Genomic DNA, 19,573 nt, shown 5'->3' on the forward strand with positions numbered 1-19,573 from the left:
GTCGGCCGCGACGCATTCATTCCGAAGGAGATGCGAATTTCTGGAACAAGTCCGAAAGTCGCATCTCATCGCTGATCCGCGGACCTAAGCCGTGGCGGCCTTCCGGGCTGCCGCGAAGACATCGCTGGGAAGCGTTGTGCCGGCGACGCGCTCCGTGCCCGCTACGCCGAGGTCCATCCAACCCGCGTTGACGGCGTCGAACATCGCTTCAGCCGGTCCGGTTTGGCCCTTCGGGATGCCGAACTGCTCGAATGCTGCCGGCCACTCGGCCCGCGGGACAGCGAAGGCCGTGACTTCGCGCTGCATGACATCGCCCAGTTGCGCTGCGACTTCATCCGCGCTGACCATCGAACCAAGTTCGATGACGCGATGCCCCGACCATGGCGGCCCGGTCAGCAGCGTCGCCACCTCGGCACCGATGTCGTTCGTCGCGACCATGGTCGATTTCCGGTTGGTCGGGTTGTAGTAGACAGGGAGCGTGCCGCCCTGGGCGACGTGAAGGCCGTAAAGGAAGTTCTCGAAAAATCCGCCGGCGCGCACGAAGGCGGCCGGCGATGTCAGTTTGCGAAAGCCTTGCTCCAGCAACGACAGGGCCGTGATCATCCCCAGCCCGCTGGTTCTGTTCGCTCCCATCGACGAGAGCCCGACGACCCGCGGCGGCGCGGCCTTGGTCAGCGCCTCGACATAGTTCGCGATGACGCCCCTGGCTTCCTTGAAGTCCGGCGAGGGGGCCCAGACGGCTGGCAACATCACAAACGCGCCGTCAACGCCCTTGAGCGCCCGCTCGATGGCGGCCGTGTCGTTCCAGTCGCCGTCCACCAGTTCCACGCCCTGGTCCGCCCAGCTTGCCGCCTTCGCGCGGTCGCGAACCAGCGCGCGTACTTTCTTACCTTGCGCCAACAGATGCCTGGCCGTTGCGCCGCCGACTTTTCCTGTAACTCCAGTGACTAGAAACATGCGTATTCTCCGGGTGCCAAATGGCCTATATTCTAGGGTAGGTCTCAAATAGAGACCTCTGACCTGCACCGTAAGGAGGCAGTTTTTTGTAACCAGGAGAGAAAAAGGGGACCGGCATGAGCACCGCATTGAGCGTGATCGAGCGATTCAGCCGATATCAATCGGACGACGCCCAGTCAGTAGAACCCATATGCTGCCCGGTGCGCGACGTGCTCGACCGCATTGGCGACAAGTGGAGCATGCTCATGATCATGACGCTCGCGGCGCGACCGCAGCGCTTCAGCGAGCTTAACCGTGCAATCCGCGACATCTCGAAGCGCATGCTCACACAGACCCTGCGCGATTTGGAGCGCGACGGACTGATCATCCGCCATGTCTTTCCGACCAAGCCGCCGAGCGTTGAATATTGCCTTTCCCCGCTAGGCCAATCCCTGCTGGACCCGATGGCGAGCCTGATCGATTGGGCCGACCGTCGCTATTCGGATATCCATGCTGCGCGCGTCCGTTTTGACGGAGCCCCCTGTGATGTCCCGCGTTAGTGATGTGAAACAGAAGTTCACATCATCGCGTGTGTGAGTGTGGCGGCGTGCTTCGGATGGAGCTAGCCAGGGGCGTCAGAAAGGGCGCCCCGCTGCGGGCGAGGCGCCCTTTGTGTATTACCAGTGATGCTCTGATGGGCGTGAGAGGCGCGGTCGCTTACCCCGCGATCTCCAGCCCCGCGGTCGCGTAGACCACGCCGCCGTCGACCGCGATGGTGTTGCCCACGACATAGTCGCCGGCGCGCGAAGCGAGATAGATCGCGGTGCCCGCCATATCCTCGTCGGTACCGACGCGCTTCGCCGGCACGCGCTTGGCGACCTCGTCGGCGTGGTCGCGCGCGGCGCGGTTCATGTCCGACTTGAAGGCGCCGGGCGCGATCGCGGTGACGTTGATGTTGTCCTTGATCAGGCGGGTCGCCATGCGGCGCGTCAGATGGATCACCGCGGCCTTGCTCGCGGCATAGGAATAGGTCTCCATCGGGTTGACGAAGATGCCGTCGATCGAGGCGATGTTGATCACCTTGCCCGGCCTGTCGTGCGTCGCCGCCGCGCGCAGCGGCTTGGCCAGCGCCTTGGTCAGGAAGAAGATCGACTTGACGTTGAGGTTCATCACCTTATCCCAGCCGCTCTCCGGGAATTCGTCGAAATCCGCGCCCCAGGCCGCGCCGGCATTGTTGACGAGGATGTCGAGCTTCGGCTCGCGCTTGACGATCTCGCCCGCGAGCTTTTCGCAGCCCTCGACGGTCGAGATGTCGATCGGCAGCGCGATGCATTCGCCGTCATAGGCGGCAGACAGCTCCTGGGCGGTCGCCTCGCAGGGACCTGCCTTGCGCGCGGTGATGTAGACCCTGGCGGCACCCTGCGCGAGGAAGCCGGCCGCGATCATCTTGCCGATGCCGCGCGATCCCCCGGTCACCAGTGCGACGCGGCCCTTCAGCGAGAACAGATCCTTGAACATGCGCTCCTCCATTGCGTTGCCAGTGGTTCTGGGCGCGGCCGGGGATCGAGTCAAGGAGAGGGAAGGGATCGGTACCTCTCCTTGAAAAGGGGAGGTCGCTTTGCTCGACAGAGCAAAGCGGGTGGGGATCTGCTCTCTCCCCAGACACCGTCGCTTGTGGCTGACCCCCATCCCGACCTTCCCCCTTTCAGGGGGAAGGGGAAGTCAGACCGAAATTGGGTTGCGTCGAGTCGGGATGGAAACGGGAAACGCGTTACGCCGCGTCGATGCGGCGAAAGCCGTTCCACACCGCGGTGGCTGCGCCTGATGTCAGCACCGGCAGCAGGCGCGCGTCCTGGTAATTGCCGTTCAGCGAGACCCGCTGCAGGGCGGTCAGATGGTCGGCGCTTTCGGCAAACAGCATGCCCGGCCGCGTCGTCACCGCGGTCCGGAAGCCGATCGACCGGGCGAGGGCGAATTCACGCCGCCCGGCGGCGATCCGGTCGCCATAGGGATAGGCGAGATGCAATGCCGGCCGCTGCAGCGCATCCTCGATCCGCGCCCGGCTGGTCGCGAGCTCGAACGATGCGATGGTCTCGCTCTGCCTGGCGAGATTGCAATGGGTAATGGTGTGCGCGCCGATCGTCACCAGCGGGTCGTCGGCAAAGCCGCGCAACTCGTCCCAGGACATGCAGAGCTCGCGCGCGATGCCGGTCTCGTCGACGCCGTGACGGGCGCACAGCGCGGAGATCTCGGCCTGCATCTCCTGCTCGCCGGGCAGGGAACGCAGCCAGTCGTGCATGCGGCCGAAAGCAGTGCGCTTGGCCTGCGGTGTCGCGGTGTCGATCCGCGTCATGGTGCCGTCGATCGGCACCTCGATCGCGGACGCCGCCGCGATCACCCGCTCCAGCGCGATCCACCACAATCTGCCGCAGCCCTCGGCGAAATCGCTCGCGACATAGACCGTGAACGGGGCGCCGAACTCGCGCATCACCGGCAGCGCGAAATCGCGGTTGTCGCGATAGCCGTCGTCGAAGGTAAAGCAGGCGAAGCGTCGCGCAAAATTCCGTTCGCTGAGACGGCGATGCGCCTCGTCGATGCTGATCACGTCGACGTCGAGCGCGCGCAGATGCGTCAGCATCGCGCGCAGGAAGTCCGGCGTGACCTCGAGATGATGGTTCGGCTGGAACGCATCGCCGCGCCGCGGGCGGACGTGATGCAGCATGAAGATGGCGCCGACGCCGGCGAAGATCGGCCGCAGCAGGATATGCGCACCCGAGAAATACAACGCCTCCATGCCGGCACGGATCACGGTGTTGCGGAGTTGTTTCATGAGGGCGCGGGCCGGCCGATTTGCATTCCGCGGCAAACTTAGCGAAAGACCACTGAAGAAACTGTTATCCCGATCCGACATGGCGCCCCCGCCATGGGTGTCATTTGGGGTTTGACAGTCAGCCAAGGGTTTGTTTTCTCTCTGGTTCCCGACCCCGCAGGACGCTGAATGCACGGACTTTTCAAGTGGAGTAGCAAATGGTGGCCGGGGGTGATTCCACTGGTCGTGCTTTGGGGTATTGCGGCCTGGACCAGCACCACAACGGTCGAAGCGGACCTTGCCGCGCGCTCTAATACCGCACTGAAAGACACTGTCCTCGACAAGCGCCGCATCAGCGTCGACGGACGCGACGTGACGTTCGCGGCCAACGCCTTCTCCGAAGACGGCCGCCTCAGCGCGGTGGCGTCGGTCGAAGCTGTGCCCGGCGTGCGGCTGGTGAACGACGAGACCCGCCTTGTTCCCGAAGCCAAGCCCTTTGTCTGGTCCGCCGAACGCGACGTGGTGCGGGTCACGCTCAGTGGCAATGCGCCGCTGCCGTCGAGCAAGGGCAAGTTGACCGAGGCCGCGAAGGCCAGTCTCGGCGGTGTCGAGGTGGTGGATCAGATGGTGCTCGCCCGCGGCGCGCCGTTGCGGTTCGACGCGGCGGCGCTGCTGTTGCTCGACCAGATCGGCAAGCTGAAGGAAGGCAAGATCACGCTCACCGACAGCAAGGTTGCCCTCGCCGGGATGGCGCGCGAGCTCGGCGGACGCGAAGCGGTCGCCGCGGCGCTGAAGAACCTGCCGGAAGGCTATTCGATCGCCGCCAACGACATCAAGGCGCCGCCCTACGTGTTCCAGGCCTACAAGGACCCGGTCGCGGTGACGCTGACGCTGACCGGCTACGTGCCCGACAACAACGTGCACGCCGCGCTGGTCGCCGCCGCCGGTCGCAAGTTCTTCAGCGAGAAGGTGGTCGACAATCTCAAGGCCAGCATCGGCGCGCCGTCGGGTTTCGCGGCAGCGGTGGTGCCCGCGCTCGGCGCGCTGTCGCGGCTATCGACCGGAACGCTGGTGGTATCGGACCGCGAGGTGAAGCTGTCGGGCGATGCGCTCTACGATGCCGCCGCCGGCCAGATCCGCGACGGGCTCGGCAAGGATTTTCCGCAGGGCTGGCAGTACAAGGCCGAGGTCACGGTCAAGCCGGCGGCGGCCCCCGTCGATCCCACGGTGTGCCAGCAGCTGTTTTCCGAAATTCTCTCGAAGGGCAAGATCCGCTTCGAGTCCGGCAAGGCCGACATCGTGCCGGATTCCGCCGGCCTGCTCGACCGCCTGATCGAGACCGCGTTGCGCTGCCCCAATGCGACGATCGAGATCGCCGGCCATACCGACAGCGACGGCGAGGAGGCGGCCAACCAGGCGCTGTCGGAGCGCCGCGCGCAGGCCGTGGTGGATTACCTCGTGCGCGCCGGGCTGCCTGCCAGCCGCTTCACGCCGATCGGCTATGGCAGCACGCAGCCGCTGGCCGGCAACGAGAGTGAAGACGGCAAGGCGCAGAACCGCCGCATCGAATTCGTGGTGAAGTAGCGATGACCGTGCTCGCGACATTCTTCTGGGGTTGGCTGCTCGGCGCGGCGCTGCTCGGCTTTTGCATGGGCTGGATCGCGGTGGTGCATCGGGCGCAGGGCGTCTCGAAGGTCTGGATGCGCTGGCTGGCGCTGCTCGCCGCCGCGCTGGTGGCGACGTCGTTCGCGCGGATCGTGCCCGGCCGGTTCGGCTACTGGCTCGATCTCTTCTTGGTCATGTTCGCGCTCTATCTCGTCGGCTGCGCGATCGGCTCCTGGCTGCGCGACTGGGTGGTTTCGCGCAGCAAGCCCGCGAGCTGACCTCAACCTCTTGATCCGGCAGGCCTGAGCGGCGTCGCCGAGCGCAAGGGTGAGTCGCATTGATTTTAGTGCTTGACATTAATACGTACGTACGTATTAAATTGCAGCCATGCCAAAACCCTCTCTCCGCGATGCCATCCTCGACGCCGGCCTGACGGAAATGTTCCGGACCGGCTATCACGGCACCAGCGTGCGCGACGTCACCGCCGCCGCCGGCGCGCCGCAGGGCTCCTTCACCAACCATTTCCGCTCCAAGGAGCTGTTCGCGTCCGAGGTGCTCGACCGCTACTTCCTCTATGTCCGCGGCCTCGTCGCCGAAGCGCTGGGCGACACGACGCTGACGCCGCGCGAAAGGCTGAGAAGCTATCTCGATCTGATCACCGGCAAGCTCGCGCATGACGGCTTCACCCGCGGCTGCCTGATCGGCGATTTCAGCCTCGAGGCGTCGGGCTCGAGCGAGATGCTGCGCGAGCAGCTCGACGACATCTTCCGGGAATGGCGCGCGCCGTTTGCGGCCTGCATCGCCGAGGCTCAGGCCACCGGCGAGATCGCCTCCGACTTCGATCCCGATCAGCTGGCCGATTTCCTGCTCGCATCCTGGCAGGGCGCGATGCTGCGCATGAAGGTCGAACGCAGCGAAGCTGCGCTGACGCGTTTCAAGACGATCGCATTCCAAACCGTGTTCAAGGAGTTGCCATGACCATATCCGCCGATATCAGCCTGCATCATCGCGCCGTGCTTGGGTCTACGATGGCCTATCGCGAGACCGGCCGCAGCGACGCGCCGCACGTGCTGTTCCTGCACGGCAATCCGACGTCATCCTACATCTGGCGTAACATCATGCCGCTGGTCGCCCCCGTCGGGCACTGCATCGCGCCCGACCTGATCGGCTACGGCCAGTCCGGCAAGCCCGACATCGGCTATCGCTTCTTCGACCAGGCGGACTATCTCGACGCGCTGATCGACGAGCTCGGCATCGCCTCGGCCTATCTCGTCGCCCAGGATTGGGGCACGGCGCTCGCCTTCCACCTCGCGGCACGCCGTCCGCAACTGGTGCGCGGGCTCGCCTTCATGGAGTTCATCCGCCCGATGCGCGATTGGTCGGACTTCCACCAGCACGACGCCGCGCGGGAGACGTTCCGGAAATTCCGCACGCCGGACGAGGGCGAAGCGATGATCCTCGACAACAATGCGTTTGTCGAACGCGTGCTGCCCGGCTCGATCCTGCGCACGCTCAGCGACGAGGAGATGGCCGCCTACCGCGCGCCGTTTGCGACGCGCGAGAGCCGCAAGCCGACCCTGATGCTGCCGCGCGATCTGCCGATCGCGGGCGAGCCGGCCGATGTCGCGGAGGCGCTCACGGTGGCGCATGCGGCGCTCGCGGCATCGACCTATCCGAAGCTGCTGTTTGCGGGGTCGCCCGGGGCGCTGGTGTCACCGGCCTTTGCCGCCGAATTCGCCAAGACGCTCAAGCATTGCGCGGTCATTCAACTCGGCGCGGGCGCGCACTATCTGCAGGAGGATCATCCGGAGGCGATCGGCCGTTCTGTGGCCGGCTGGATCGCCGGCGTCGAGGCTGCCTCCGCGCAGCGCGACGCCGCATGAGGGCACGGAGGGCGTGACATGAGGAATGTCTCGATCACCTATTGCCGGCCGTGCGGCTATGAGAAGCGTGCAAAAGAAGCCGCGGCGCTGTTGCGCGAGCGCCTTGGCGTCGATGCGACGCTGATCCCTGGCAAGGGCGGCATCTTCGAGGTCAAGCTTGGCGACGAGGTTGTCGCCAGGCGCGCCAAGGGACATTTTCCCGATGCCGCCGAGATCGTCGCCGCGGTCGCGGCCGCGCGGGATTGATCATCGGCGGAGCGCCTCCCGGCGGGTACCGGAAGATCATTCTCTATTCGGCCGTGCCGGTAGTTCACCGTAGTTTTCCGGATGGCCTTGCGGACCGTTCGGCGGGCTAACTGCCGCACGCGCATGTCAAGTCTTGTCGAAGGCGGCGGGAAACGCGCATATTTGTGCATCCGCTGTCATGAATCATCCGTAATATCTTGAAGATGCGCGTTTTATTGTCTTTTGACGAATTCCACTCCGGTTTAAAACGCGCTACACGGGCCAGGGCACAGCGAAGCGCCGGCGGAGTTCGCCCGGGAGCCGTCGTCGCGGGATCGCAATTCGAGGTCTAGATGCTGGAAGCAATACGCAGGGCGATGGCGTTTCTGCGCCAGAAGCAAATCCTGCATCGGCTGGGTGTTGTCATCAGCATCGCCGTCATCGGCATCGCCTGCTACGTCCTGTATCACATGCTGCGCGGCATCGACACCAACGAGGTGCTCGAGGCCATCAAGAGCACCGAGCCGCGGCAGATTGCCCTGGCGGGACTGTTCGTCGCGGCGGGCTACTTCACGTTGACCTTCTACGATCTGTTCGCGGTGCGCGCGATCGGCCACGCCCATGTGCCCTATCGCATCAACGCGCTCGCCGCCTTCACCTCCTATTCGATCGGCCACAATGTCGGCGCCAGCGTGTTCACCGGCGGCGCGGTGCGCTACCGGATCTATTCGGCGTGGGGGTTGAACGCGATTGACGTCGCCAAGATCTGCTTTCTCGCCGGGCTCACCTTCTGGCTCGGCAATGCCGCGGTGCTCGGGCTCGGCATCGCCTATCATCCGGAGGCGGCCGCCAACATCGACCAGCTGCCGCCCTGGCTCAACCGGGCGCTGGCATTCGCGATCATCACCGCGCTGGTCGCCTATGTGGTCTGGGTCTGGACCCAGCCGCGGGTGGTCGGCCGCGGCCCCTGGACGGTGACGCTGCCGGGCGGCCCGCTGACGCTGCTGCAGATCGCGATCGGCATCCTCGATCTCGGCTTCTGCGCGCTGGCGATGTACGTGCTGGTGCCGGACGAGCCAAATCTCGGCTTCGTCGTGGTCGCGGTCATCTTCGTGTCGGCGACCCTGCTCGGCTTCGCCAGCCACTCCCCCGGCGGCCTCGGGGTGTTCGACGCCGCCATGCTGGTCGGCCTCTGGCAGATGGACCGCGAGGACCTGCTCGGCGGTATGCTGCTGTTCCGGCTCCTCTACTATATTGCGCCCTTCGTCATATCTGTAATCTTGCTGACGTTTCGGGAGGTTATCGTCGGCGCCCGACTCAAACGGCTGCCGCAGGCTGATTCGGGTCCCCGCGCCGAGCCGCACCATGAGGCGGTTCTGGTTCGCAAGCGCGGTGATTCCGGGGTCTGATGAAGCGGCCCGATGCCTCCCGAGGGAAGGTCGCTATGACCGCGCCTGGGCGAGACATGAACCGACGGGATGAAAGCCGCCGCGATGGCAATTGACGATTCGCATTCCTCCATCTTCTCGCCCTGGCCCGACCGGTTGCGCCACTCTGCGCTGATCCTGCTTGCCGCAGCGCTGGCCTTGAGCGTGGTGGTCGCGCTTGGCGAATTGTCGCTGGTGCGCGCCTGCGCCGTGTTCGTCTGCATCGCGGCCGCGGCGCTGGTGCCATGGCGGCTGCATGATGCCGGAACCTCGCGCGAGGATGTCCGCGGCGTCAATCCGGTCGAGGCCGCCACCGTCAGCGCGGTCGTCGCCGGCATGCCGGATCCGGCCGTGCTGCTCGATCGCGCCGGCCGCGTCATCCATCTCAACGCCGCCGCGGCGCAGCTCGCGCCCGCGCTGCGCAAGAACGAACTGGCGCAATTTGCCTTGCGCTCGCCGGAGATCATCACCGCGCTGCGCGAGGCTATCGCGACCACCGAGCCGCGCCGCGCCACCTACACCGACCACGTTCCGGTCGATCGCTGGATGGAACTGGTGATCACGCCGGTGCCGGTGCCGACCCAGTTCGGCGGCACCGAGAAGTGCATGCTGATGACCTTCCACGACCTGACGCCGCTGCGCCGGGTCGAGGAGATGCGCGCCGACTTCGTCGCCAATGCCAGCCACGAGCTGCGCACGCCGCTCGCCGCGCTGTCCGGCTTCATCGACACGCTGCAGGGGCCGGCGCGTGAGGACGCGCGGGCGCGCGAGCGCTTCCTCGGCATCATGCACACCCAGGCGACCCGCATGGCGCGGCTGATCGACGATTTGCTGTCGCTGTCACGGGTCGAGCTGTCGGCCCATGTGCGGCCCGAGGCCTCGATCGATATCGTGCCGATCATCCGCCAGGTCGCCGACGGGCTCGAGGCGCTGGCCAGCGAGCGCCAGGTCGAGATTGAGGTCGACCTGCCTCAGGCCCCGGTCATGATCGCCGGCGATCGCGAGGAACTGCTCCGCCTGTTCGAGAACCTGATCGAGAATGCCCTCAAATACGGCGCCTCCGGGGGCCGCGTCATAGTGTCGCTGAATCAGGCCGTTTCGGGCGCATCGGGCGAGGGGACCCCCGAAATCCGTGTCATGGTACGGGATTTCGGCCCCGGCATCGCGCCGGAGCACCTGCCACGGCTGACCGAGCGCTTCTACCGGGTCGACGTCGGCGACAGCCGCAACCAGGGCGGAACGGGCCTCGGATTATCGCTGGTGAAACATATTCTTAACCGTCATCGCGGGCGTCTTTTGATCGAGAGCGTGCCGAAGAACGGCGCCACTTTTACCGCCTGTTTTCCCCGGCCGAAGACCCCGTTACCAACCCAAAGCTAAGCGTTTTCAGAAGCTTAGCGTTGTCATCCAACTGTCATCCAACCTTCGTAAAAGCAGCACCGACCGCTCCTAGATGGACCGGCGTGAGCGCGATCGGGCGCATTCGGCGCTTCGCTCACAGGATGGAGACCACCCATGAATTTCATCAAAGCAATCGTCGCAGCCGGCATGATCGCCGCTTCGACGTCGGCCTTCGCTGCCGATATTACCGGCGCGGGCGCGACGTTTCCGTTCCCGATCTATTCGAAGTGGGCTGACGCCTACAAAAAGGAGACCGGCAACGGTCTGAACTACCAGTCGATCGGCTCCGGCGCCGGCATCAAGCAGATCCAGGCCAAGACCGTGACCTTCGGCGCCACCGACGCGCCGCTCAAGCACGAGCAGCTCGAGAAGGACGGCCTCGTCCAGTGGCCGATGGTGATGGGCGCGATCGTCCCGGTCGTGAACCTCGAAGGCATCAAGCCGGGCGACCTGATCCTGTCGGGCGAAGTGCTCGGCGACATCTATCTCGGCAAGATCACCAAGTGGAATGACGCGGCGATCGCCAAGCTCAATCCGAAGCTGACCCTGCCGGGCGATGCCATCACCGTCGTGCGCCGTTCGGACGGTTCGGGCACCACCTTCAACTTCACCGACTATCTCTCCAAGTCGAACGCCGACTGGAAGTCCAAGGTCGGTTCCGGCACCGCGGTCGAATGGCCGGTCGGCGTCGGCGCCAAGGGCAACGAAGGCGTTGCCGGCAACATCGGCCAGACCAAGAACGCGATCGGCTATGTCGAGTATGCCTACGCCAAGCAGAACAAGCTGACCTACACCGGGCTGGTCAACAAGGCCGGCAAGACCGTGCAGCCGACGATGGCTGCCTTCCAGGCTGCCGCCTCGAATGCCGACTGGGCCAAGGCTCCCGGCTACTACGTGATCCTGACCGACCAGCCGGGCGAAGCCTCCTGGCCGATCACCGCGGCGACCTTCATCCTGATGCACAAGGACTCGACCGACAAGGCGGCCTCGCAGGAAGCGCTCAAGTTCTTCAAGTACGCCTTCGAGAAGGGCGACAAGGCGGCCGAAGAGCTCGACTACATCCCGATGCCGGACTCGGTCGTCAAGCTGATCGAGAAGACCTGGTCGTCGGACATCAAGAGCTAAGTCCGACGCTGCGACAGGACCTGTGCCGACTCGATCGCGGCGCAGGTTGAGCGACCAAGACCCGGTCTCCATCACCGCGGCAACAAGCGCGGGATCGAGGCCGGGGTTCGCGCCTCAAGGGGCGTGGCTGGAACGACGACGCCCGGCCAAATGCGTCAGTGAAGATCGCTTCGGGGCGTAGCGGCTTGCGTGGCTTTTGCATACTAAAGAGGGGATTGGCGTGGCAGACATGGCTGTTCAGAGCGATGTGATGGAAGCCGCGGGACCTTACGATCGCGCCAAGGCCCTCAGCGCCTTCAAGCTCGGTGACCTCACTTTCTATTGGATCACCCGCATCTCGGCGATTTCGGTTCTGTTGATCCTCGGCGGCATCATCCTGTCGCTGATCGTCGGCGCCTGGCCGGCGATGAAGGAATACGGCTTCGCCTTCCTCTGGACGCAGCGCTGGGCGCCCTCGGCCGATCCGCCGGTGCTCGGCGCGCTCGGCCCGATCTACGGCACGCTGATCACCTCGGTCATCGCGATGCTGATCGCCATTCCGGTCGGCATCGGCATCGCCGTGTTCCTCACCGAGCTCTGCCCGCAAATGCTGCGCCGCCCGATCGGCATCGCGATCGAGCTGCTCGCCGGCATCCCCTCGATCATCTACGGCATGTGGGGCTTCTTCGTGCTCGGCCCGTTCCTGGCCAACACCTTCCAGCCTTTCATGATCCGGATCTTCGAGGGCGTCCCGGTGCTGGGCGCGGTGTTCGCAGGCCCGCCGTCCTATCTCAGCCTGTTCAACGCTGCGCTGATCCTTGCGATCATGGTGCTGCCCTTCATCACCGCGATCTCGGTCGACGTGTTCAAGACCGTGCCGCCGGTGCTGAAAGAGGCCGCCTACGGCATGGGCTGCACCACCTGGGAGGTCGTCCGCAGCGTCGTGATTCCCTACACCCGCGTCGGCGTGATCGGCGGCATCATGCTGGCGCTCGGCCGCGCCCTCGGCGAGACCATGGCGGTGACCTTCATCATCGGCAACTCGTTCCGGATCTCGTCGTCGATCTTCGCGCCGGGCACCACGATCTCGGCGGCGATCGCCAGCGAATTCGCCGAGAGCGACGGCCTGCACCAGTCCGGCCTGATCCTGCTCGGCCTGCTGCTGTTCGTGCTGACCTTCTTTGTGCTCGCCGGCGCGCGGCTGATGCTGATGCGGCTTGAAAAGAAGGCGGGGAAGTAACGCCATGAACCCGATCTACAAATCCCGCCGCCGCAGCGACATCGTCATCCGCGCACTCTGTGTCGGCGCGGCGCTGTTCGGCGTCACCTGGCTGGCGCTGATCCTGATCACGCTGCTCTATAACGGCCTTGCCGGCCTCAGCGTGCAGCTGTTCACCCAGAACACGCCGCCGCCCGGCTCGACCGAAGGCGGCCTGCTCAACGCCATCGTCGGCTCGGTCATCATGACCGTGATCGGCGTCGGCATCGGCGCGCCGCTTGGCCTGTTCGCCGGCACCTACCTCGCCGAATACGGCAAGCACGACAAGCTGACCTCGGTGATCCGCTTCATCAACGACATCCTGCTCAGCGCGCCCTCGATCATCATCGGCCTGTTCATCTATGGTGCGGTGGTGGTGCCGATGCGCGGCTTCTCGGCGATCGCAGGCAGCCTTGCGCTCGCGGTGATCGTGATCCCGGTCGTGCTGCGCACCACCGAGGACATGCTGCTCTTGGTGCCCAATCCGCTGCGCGAGGCCGCCTCCGCGCTCGGCCTGCCGCGTTCGCTGGTGATCAAGCGGATCGCTTATCGTGCGGCGCGATCGGGGCTGATCACCGGCGTGCTGCTGGCGACCGCCCGCGTCGCCGGCGAGACCGCGCCGCTGCTGTTCACCGCGCTGTCGAACCAGTTCTTCAGCCTGGATCTGACCAAGACGATGGCCAACCTGCCGGTGACCATCAATAACTTCGTGCAGAGCCCCTACGCCTACTGGAAAGAGCTGGCGTGGAGCGGTGCGCTGCTCATCACATTCACCGTGCTCGCGTTGAATATCGGCGCGCGTATCCTTGGTGCCGAAAGGGCCGCAAAATGACCGAGCTTTCCGTCTCCACGACTGCCGCAGGCCACATTCCGCAGGTTCCGCTGCCGGAAGCGCCGCCGAAAGTCACGGTGCGCAATCTCAACTTCTATTACGGCGAGCACCACGCGCTGAAGAACATCAACCTGACGCTCGGCACCAACCGCGTCACGGCGTTCATCGGCCCGTCCGGCTGCGGCAAGTCGACCCTGCTGCGCATCTTCAACCGGATGTACGACCTGTATCCGGGCCAACGCGCGGTCGGCCAGCTGATGCTGGACCAGACCAACATTCTCGACCCCAAGCTCGACCTCAACTTGCTGCGCGCGCGGGTCGGCATGGTGTTCCAGAAGCCGACGCCGTTCCCGATGACGATCTACGAGAACATCGCCTTCGGCATCCGCCTCTACGAGAAGATCTCGAAGTCCGAGATGGACGACCGGGTCGAGAAGGCGCTGCGCGGCGGCGCGCTGTGGAACGAGGTCAAGGACAAGCTGAACGCCTCCGGCCTGTCGCTCTCCGGCGGCCAGCAGCAGCGCCTGTGCATCGCGCGCACCGTGGCGGTGCGCCCCGAGGTGATCCTGTTCGACGAGCCGTGCTCGGCGCTCGACCCGATCTCGACCGCCAAGGTCGAGGAACTGATCCAGGAGCTCTCCGAGGACTACACGATCGCGATCGTCACCCACAACATGCAGCAGGCGGCGCGCGTCTCCGACAAGACCGCCTTCATGTATCTCGGCGAGCTGATCGAGTTCGACGACACCAACAAGATCTTTACCTCACCGAGCGATCGGCGCACCCAGGACTACATCACCGGCCGGTTCGGTTGACCGGCGCATGATCCGGAAAAGTGGAAACCGGTTTTCCGATCAGGTCATGCTAAAATTCAGGACACGAAGCCATGATCCCCGGGATCATGGTTGAGGGAGACAAGCGATGGCTTCTGAACATACCGCCAAGGCATTCGACAGCGACCTGCAGGAGTTGACCCGCCTGGTCGCCGAGATGGGCGGCCTGGTCGAACGAATGATTACCGAGTCGGTCGACGCGCTGATCCGTCGCGACGTCGCGCTCGGCAAGCGCGTGGTCGCCGCCGACATCGAGATCGACAATCTGCAGCGCAACATCGAAGAGCGCGCGGTGCTGACGATCGCGCGCCGCCAGCCGATGGCGATCGACCTGCGTGAGATCGTCAGCGCGATGCGCGTCGCCACCGATCTCGAGCGGATCGGCGACCTCGCCAAGAACATGGGCAAGCGCGTCGCGGCGCTGGAGAGCGATTTCCAGCCGCTGAAGTTGATCCGCGGCCTCGAGCACATGACCGACCTCGTACTGTCGCAGGTCAAGTCGGTGCTCGACGCCTACGCCGCGCACGACCTGCCGGCGGCGATGAACGTCTGGAAGGGCGACGAGGAGGTCGATGCGATCTGCACCTCGCTGTTCCGCGAACTGCTCACCTACATGATGGAAGATCCGCGCAACATCTCGTTCTGCATCCATCTGATGTTCTGCGCCAAGAACATCGAGCGGATCGGCGATCACGCCACCAATATCGCCGAGACCGTGTTCTACATGATCGAGGGCCAGCAGATCACCGACAAGCGCCCGAAGGGCGACATGACCACTTTTGCCACCACGGTGCCGGGCAACTGAGGCATGATCGGCAAGCGCGGAACCGGCAAGAGTGAAACTGGATGGTCCTCGCGACAACTCGCTTCCGCGGGGACTATGCTTGAGGAAGTAAGCGTTTCGGTTTGCGTCTGGGCAACGGATCACCACAGAGAAAGAACTTAGACCGATGAGCGCACGCATTCTGGTAGTCGAAGACGAGGAAGCGCTGACGACGCTGTTGCGCTACAATCTCGATGCGGAAGGCTACGATGTCGAGACGGTGGGGCGCGGCGACGATGCGGATACAAGGCTGAAGGAGCGCGTTCCCGACCTCGTGGTGCTGGACTGGATGCTGCCGGGCCTGTCCGGCATCGAACTGTGCCGCCGCCTGCGGGCGCGGCCCGAGACCAAGCAGCTTCCGATCATTATGCTGACCGCGCGCGGCGAGGAAAGCGAGCGCGTGCGCGGGCTTGCCACCGGCGCGGACGATTACATCGTCAAGCCGTTCTCGGTGCCGGAGCTGCTGGCGCGGGTGAAGGGCCTGTTGCGCCGCGCCAGCCCGGAGCGGCTTGCGACCGTGTTGACCTACGGCGACATCGAGCTCGACCGCGAGAAGCGCCGCGTGGCGCGCTCGGGCCGTCCGATCGATCTCGGGCCGACCGAGTATCGCCTGCTCGAATTCTTCCTCGAGCATCCCGGCCGCGTGTTCAGCCGCGAGCAACTGCTCGACAGCGTCTGGGGTCGCGACATCTACATCGATGAGCGCACCGTCGACGTGCATATCGGCCGCCTGCGCAAGCTGCTCAATCCGGGCCGCGAGCAGGATCCGATCCGCACCGTGCGCGGCGCCGGCTACGCGCTCGACGACCGCTTTGCCAAGGCCGAGCCGCAGCCGTAATGGGCGTTGGCTTAGCCCCGGCCCATCCAGCATCGTCATTGCGAGCGTAGCGAAGCAATCCATTTCACCGCAAACGCGGAACGATGGATTGCTTCGTCGCTAACGCTCCTCGCAATGACGGTGGAGGCCACAAAAAAAATCCCCGCTTTCGCGGGGATTTGTTTTTCAGGTCTTCCGTCGTTTTCCCGAGTGCTCACTTGATCTGCGGTTTCGCCGACGGCCGGCGGCGATCGGCGGCGGGCTGGTAGGCGACGCGCGAGTGATGCGCGCAATAGGGCAGGCCGGCGAGCGCCTTGCCGCCGCAGAAGAAGAATTCCGGGCTCGAGGGATCGCCGACCGGCCAGTGACAGGTGGCCTCGTTGAGCTCGAGCAGCGACAGCCGCTGGCTCATCGGCACCACATTGTCGTAGGAGATCGGATCGGGCTCCATCTCGACCTCGAAGGCATGCGCCAGCGCGGTGTTGCCGCGCGAGACCGGACGCGCCACCCGCATCATGTGCTGGGCCGGGCGAGCCTTGCGCTGCCGCGGCGCGGCCGTGGAGGGTGCCTTGGCGCGGCCGGAGAGGCCGAGCCGATGCACTTTGCCGATCACGGCGTTTCGCGTCACATTGCCAAGTTCCGCCGCGATCTGGCTGGCCGACAGGCCGGACTCCCAGAGTTTCTTCAGCTGCTCGACGCGATCGTCGGACCAGGTCAATACAGTCATCGCATTCTTCCCTTCGCGTAGCGCCGGCCAATCATTGGAGCGGCGCTGCGAGCCAATCTGGACAAATATCCCTGCGGCCAGAATCCCTTAGCCCTCGCCGGGCACGGTGTTGCGCCCGAACGTTTACGCGAGACACAAAGGCTACTTAGAGGGTCCAGTACCGCCGCACGAGATGTCGTACCCGACAGGCCAAACGCTACAATATGGCGTGACTCTGGCGCAAGAGTCCGCGGCCGTGCGTCCACATGTTCCCACACAGTTAAGCATCGCGATGAGGCTTTTCCACCGCACCGGAATGCTCCGGATTGCGCTCGTTTCGCATTGCAGGAAGGCCACTTCGTGACGATTGACACTTACCGACCGCAGCATAGAATGCCCGCCACGTGCCGCCCGCAAAGGCGGCCGTTTTGTTTTCCGAAGCTGGCCGTTGCTGCGCTGGCGTCAAGGCGCAGCGGCAATTGTCGGCTTAAAAACCGTCAGTGATCGCCATGACCAACGCTGCCACGTCGCATCTGCTCCCCGTCTTCGCCAGGGTCGATCTCGGCTTCGAGCGCGGCGAGGGCGCCTGGCTGATCGCAACCAACGGCGACCGCTATCTCGATTTCACCTCGGGCGTCGCGGTCAACGCGCTCGGGCACGCGCATCCGCATCTGGTCAAGGCGCTGCAGGAACAGGCGACCAAGCTCTGGCACATGTCGAACCTGTTCAAGAGCCCGGACGGCGAGGTGCTTGCCGCACGGCTGTGCGAGCAGAGCTTTGCCGACTTCGTGTTCTTCTGCAATTCCGGCGCGGAAGCGATGGAGGGCGTGATCAAGCTGGTCCGCCACTATCACTTCTCCAAGGGCCATGGCGAGCGCTACCGCATCATCACCTTCGAGGGCGCCTTCCACGGCCGCACGCTGGGTACGCTGGCGGCGACCGGCTCGGCGAAATATCTCGAGGGCTTTGGCCCGCCGATGGACGGCTTCGACCAGGTGCCGCATGGCGACATCGAGGCGGTGAAGAAGGCGATCGGTCCGCACACCGCCGGCATCCTGATCGAGCCGGTGCAGGGCGAGGGCGGCGTGCGCTCGGCGCCGCAGGCGTTCTTCAAGGCGCTGCGCGCGCTCTGCGACGAGCACGGCCTGCTACTCGCCTTCGACGAGGTGCAGACCGGCATGGGCCGCACCGGCGAGCTGTTCGCCTACAAGCGCACTGGCGTCACGCCGGACGTGATGTCGCTGGCCAAGGCGCTCGGCGGCGGTTTTCCGATCGGCGCGGTGCTGGCGACCGCCCAGGCTGCGGCCGGCATGGCGCCCGGCTCGCACGGCTCGACCTTCGGCGGCAATCCGCTCGCGGTCGCCGCCGCCAATGCCGTGCTCGACGTCATGCTGAAACCCGGCTTCTTCGAGTATGTGCAGAAGATGTCGCTGCTGCTCAAGCAGAAGCTCGCTTCCGTCGTCGACCGCTATCCCGGTGTGCTGTCGGAGGTGCGCGGCGAGGGGCTGTTGATCGGCGTCAAGGCCGTGGTGCCGTCGGGCGACCTGATCGCAGCGCTGCGCAACGAGAAGCTGCTCACCGTCGGCGCAGGCGACAATGTGGTGCGGTTCCTGGCGCCGCTGATCGTGACCGAGGCCGAGATCGACCAGTCGATCACCGCGCTCGAGCGCGCCTGCTCTGTGCTGTCGGCGGCGCAGCCGAAGAAGGCGGCTGGATAATGAGCAAGCCGGTCCGTCACTTCCTCGATATCAACGAGCTGCCGCTCGGCGAGCTGCGCAACATGCTGTCCGCCGGAGCCGCCATGAAGGCGAAGCTGAAGGCGCATGAGAAGGGCAGGAAGCCGCTCGAAGGCAAGACGCTGGCGATGATCTTCGAGCGCCCGTCGACCCGCACAAGGGTGTCGTTCGACGTCGGCATGCGCCAGCTCGGCGGCGAATCCATCATGCTGACCGGCGCCGAGATGCAGCTCGGCCGCGGCGAGACCATCGCTGACACCGCGCGCGTGTTGTCGCGCTATGTCGATGCGATCATGATCCGCATCCTCAATCATGACGCGCTGCTCGAGCTCGCGGCTCACGCCACCGTTCCCGTCATCAACGGCCTGACCCGGCGCTCGCACCCCTGCCAGGTGATGGCCGACCTCATGACCTATGAGGAAAACCGCGGCTCGATCGAGGGCAAGACCGTGGCCTGGACCGGCGACGACAACAACGTGCTGGCCTCCTGGGCACATGCCGCCGAGCGATTCAAGTTCCAGCTCAATGTCGCGACCCCGCCGGAGCTCTCGCCGAAAAAGCCGATGCGCGACTGGATCAAGGCGACCGGCGCGCCGATCATGCTCGGCACCGATCCGGAAGCCGCCGTGCGCGGCGCCGACTGCGTCGTCACCGACACCTGGGTGTCGATGGGCGACAAGGAGGGTGAGCACCGCCACAACGTGCTGCGGCCCTATCAGGTCAATGCCAAGCTGATGTCGCTCGCCAAGCCGGACGCACTGTTCATGCACTGCCTGCCCGCGCATCGCGGCGAGGAGGTCACCGACGAGGTGATCGACGGGCCGCAATCCGTGGTGTTCGACGAGGCGGAAAACCGCCTGCATGCGCAGAAGGGCATTCTGGCCTGGTGTTTCGACGCGGTCGCGTAGTCGTAGATCAGTAAGCGTTGTCGTCCCGGGCAAGCGAAGCGCGACCTGGGACCCATAACCACCGCTGTCAATTGTTGCGAAGGCCGGGGCACCAGCTTGATGCAAGCAACTCACATCGGTGGTTATGGGTCCCTGCTTTCGCACTAGCGTGTCTACACGGTTTTGGGGCGCGACAGATTGACTCGGTGCAGCAAGAAGTGGCGTCTCTGCAGCATGTTGTATGATTCTCTCACTGGCGCTTTGATTCGAAGGAGCGCCAGCGATGCAGCC

Annotated in this window: 20 protein-coding genes; 16 read left to right on the forward strand and 4 right to left on the reverse strand. The window is 65.0% G+C overall.

All coding sequences use genetic code 11. The annotated features are described in order from the left end of the window. Positions 1–84 precede the first annotated feature (84 nt). Positions 85–957, reverse strand: coding sequence for an NmrA family NAD(P)-binding protein (locus I6F38_RS33510; RefSeq protein ID WP_225163411.1), 873 nt, complete (start codon positions 955–957; stop codon positions 85–87). Positions 958–1,073: 116 nt separating this feature from the next. Between I6F38_RS33510 and I6F38_RS33515 the strand changes: the two genes are divergently transcribed. Continuing rightward, positions 1,074–1,496 (forward strand): helix-turn-helix domain-containing protein, encoded by a 423-nt coding sequence (locus tag I6F38_RS33515; RefSeq protein ID WP_225163412.1) that lies wholly within the window; start codon positions 1,074–1,076, stop codon positions 1,494–1,496. 157 nt (positions 1,497–1,653) lie between these two features. Here I6F38_RS33515 and I6F38_RS33520 read toward each other — a convergent pair whose 3' ends face one another. Next, positions 1,654–2,454, reverse strand: a complete 801-nt coding sequence (locus tag I6F38_RS33520) for an SDR family NAD(P)-dependent oxidoreductase (RefSeq protein WP_225163413.1) — start codon at positions 2,452–2,454, stop codon at positions 1,654–1,656. A gap of 253 nt (positions 2,455–2,707) precedes the next feature. Beyond that, positions 2,708–3,766 (reverse strand): polysaccharide deacetylase family protein, encoded by a 1,059-nt coding sequence (locus I6F38_RS33525; protein WP_225163414.1) that lies wholly within the window; start codon positions 3,764–3,766, stop codon positions 2,708–2,710. A gap of 168 nt (positions 3,767–3,934) precedes the next feature. Here I6F38_RS33525 and I6F38_RS33530 point away from each other — a divergent pair, with 168 nt between their 5' ends. The 13 genes from I6F38_RS33530 (at position 3,935) to phoB (ending at position 15,974) form a co-directional block, all read left to right on the forward strand. Further along, positions 3,935–5,329 carry an OmpA family protein gene (locus I6F38_RS33530; protein WP_225163415.1) on the forward strand — a complete coding sequence of 465 codons (1,395 nt, stop codon included), beginning with the start codon at positions 3,935–3,937 and terminating at the stop codon, positions 5,327–5,329. A gap of 2 nt (positions 5,330–5,331) precedes the next feature. Continuing rightward, a complete protein-coding gene (locus I6F38_RS33535; RefSeq protein ID WP_016844056.1) occupies positions 5,332–5,628 on the forward strand; it encodes a hypothetical protein in 297 nt (98 codons plus the stop codon). 109 nt (positions 5,629–5,737) lie between these two features. Further along, positions 5,738–6,328 carry a TetR/AcrR family transcriptional regulator gene (locus tag I6F38_RS33540; RefSeq protein WP_225163416.1) on the forward strand — a complete coding sequence of 197 codons (591 nt, stop codon included), beginning with the start codon at positions 5,738–5,740 and terminating at the stop codon, positions 6,326–6,328. Beyond that, positions 6,325–7,233, forward strand: coding sequence for a haloalkane dehalogenase (locus I6F38_RS33545; protein WP_225163417.1), 909 nt, complete (start codon positions 6,325–6,327; stop codon positions 7,231–7,233). Before I6F38_RS33540 ends, I6F38_RS33545 begins: the two co-directional genes overlap by 4 nt. A gap of 18 nt (positions 7,234–7,251) precedes the next feature. Beyond that, the gene (locus I6F38_RS33550) at positions 7,252–7,479 is read left to right on the forward strand and encodes an Rdx family protein (RefSeq protein ID WP_225163418.1); all 228 of its coding nucleotides are present in this window, start codon (positions 7,252–7,254) and stop codon (positions 7,477–7,479) included. 332 nt (positions 7,480–7,811) lie between these two features. Further along, complete coding sequence (locus I6F38_RS33555) at positions 7,812–8,867, forward strand: lysylphosphatidylglycerol synthase domain-containing protein (RefSeq protein ID WP_026192163.1); 1,056 nt, start codon at positions 7,812–7,814, stop codon at positions 8,865–8,867. 84 nt (positions 8,868–8,951) lie between these two features. After that, a complete protein-coding gene (locus tag I6F38_RS33560; RefSeq protein ID WP_225163419.1) occupies positions 8,952–10,265 on the forward strand; it encodes an ATP-binding protein in 1,314 nt (437 codons plus the stop codon). Positions 10,266–10,400: 135 nt separating this feature from the next. Beyond that, positions 10,401–11,411 carry a phosphate ABC transporter substrate-binding protein PstS gene (pstS, locus tag I6F38_RS33565; protein ID WP_225163420.1) on the forward strand — a complete coding sequence of 337 codons (1,011 nt, stop codon included), beginning with the start codon at positions 10,401–10,403 and terminating at the stop codon, positions 11,409–11,411. Between the two features lie 229 nt (positions 11,412–11,640). After that, entirely contained in the window at positions 11,641–12,630 is a 990-nt protein-coding gene (gene pstC, locus I6F38_RS33570) for a phosphate ABC transporter permease subunit PstC (protein ID WP_057019452.1), read from the forward strand. A 4-nt stretch (positions 12,631–12,634) separates the two neighbouring features. Further along, the gene (gene pstA / locus I6F38_RS33575; RefSeq protein WP_050386784.1) at positions 12,635–13,480 is read left to right on the forward strand and encodes a phosphate ABC transporter permease PstA; all 846 of its coding nucleotides are present in this window, start codon (positions 12,635–12,637) and stop codon (positions 13,478–13,480) included. Further along, the gene (gene pstB / locus I6F38_RS33580) at positions 13,477–14,295 is read left to right on the forward strand and encodes a phosphate ABC transporter ATP-binding protein PstB (RefSeq protein WP_074131128.1); all 819 of its coding nucleotides are present in this window, start codon (positions 13,477–13,479) and stop codon (positions 14,293–14,295) included. The genes pstA and pstB overlap by 4 nt, the downstream gene beginning before the upstream one ends. Before the next feature lie 106 nt (positions 14,296–14,401). After that, entirely contained in the window at positions 14,402–15,118 is a 717-nt protein-coding gene (gene phoU / locus I6F38_RS33585) for a phosphate signaling complex protein PhoU (protein ID WP_016844066.1), read from the forward strand. A 145-nt stretch (positions 15,119–15,263) separates the two neighbouring features. Further along, positions 15,264–15,974 carry a phosphate regulon transcriptional regulator PhoB gene (phoB, locus tag I6F38_RS33590; protein WP_016844067.1) on the forward strand — a complete coding sequence of 237 codons (711 nt, stop codon included), beginning with the start codon at positions 15,264–15,266 and terminating at the stop codon, positions 15,972–15,974. Between the two features lie 193 nt (positions 15,975–16,167). On the opposite strand, the gene I6F38_RS33595 is transcribed toward phoB, so the two are convergent. Next, the gene (locus I6F38_RS33595) at positions 16,168–16,680 is read right to left on the reverse strand and encodes a GcrA family cell cycle regulator (RefSeq protein ID WP_018269585.1); all 513 of its coding nucleotides are present in this window, start codon (positions 16,678–16,680) and stop codon (positions 16,168–16,170) included. Positions 16,681–17,168: 488 nt separating this feature from the next. Here I6F38_RS33595 and I6F38_RS33600 point away from each other — a divergent pair, with 488 nt between their 5' ends. Further along, positions 17,169–18,377 carry an aspartate aminotransferase family protein gene (locus I6F38_RS33600; RefSeq protein WP_225163421.1) on the forward strand — a complete coding sequence of 403 codons (1,209 nt, stop codon included), beginning with the start codon at positions 17,169–17,171 and terminating at the stop codon, positions 18,375–18,377. Continuing rightward, positions 18,377–19,303 carry an ornithine carbamoyltransferase gene (gene argF / locus I6F38_RS33605; RefSeq protein WP_028342316.1) on the forward strand — a complete coding sequence of 309 codons (927 nt, stop codon included), beginning with the start codon at positions 18,377–18,379 and terminating at the stop codon, positions 19,301–19,303. The genes I6F38_RS33600 and argF overlap by 1 nt, the downstream gene beginning before the upstream one ends. The last annotated feature ends 270 nt before the right edge of the window (positions 19,304–19,573 follow it).

Origin of the sequence: Bradyrhizobium sp. BRP56 (assembly GCF_020194035.1) — a bacterium.
Classification (GTDB): Bacteria; Pseudomonadota; Alphaproteobacteria; order Rhizobiales; family Xanthobacteraceae; genus Bradyrhizobium; species Bradyrhizobium australafricanum.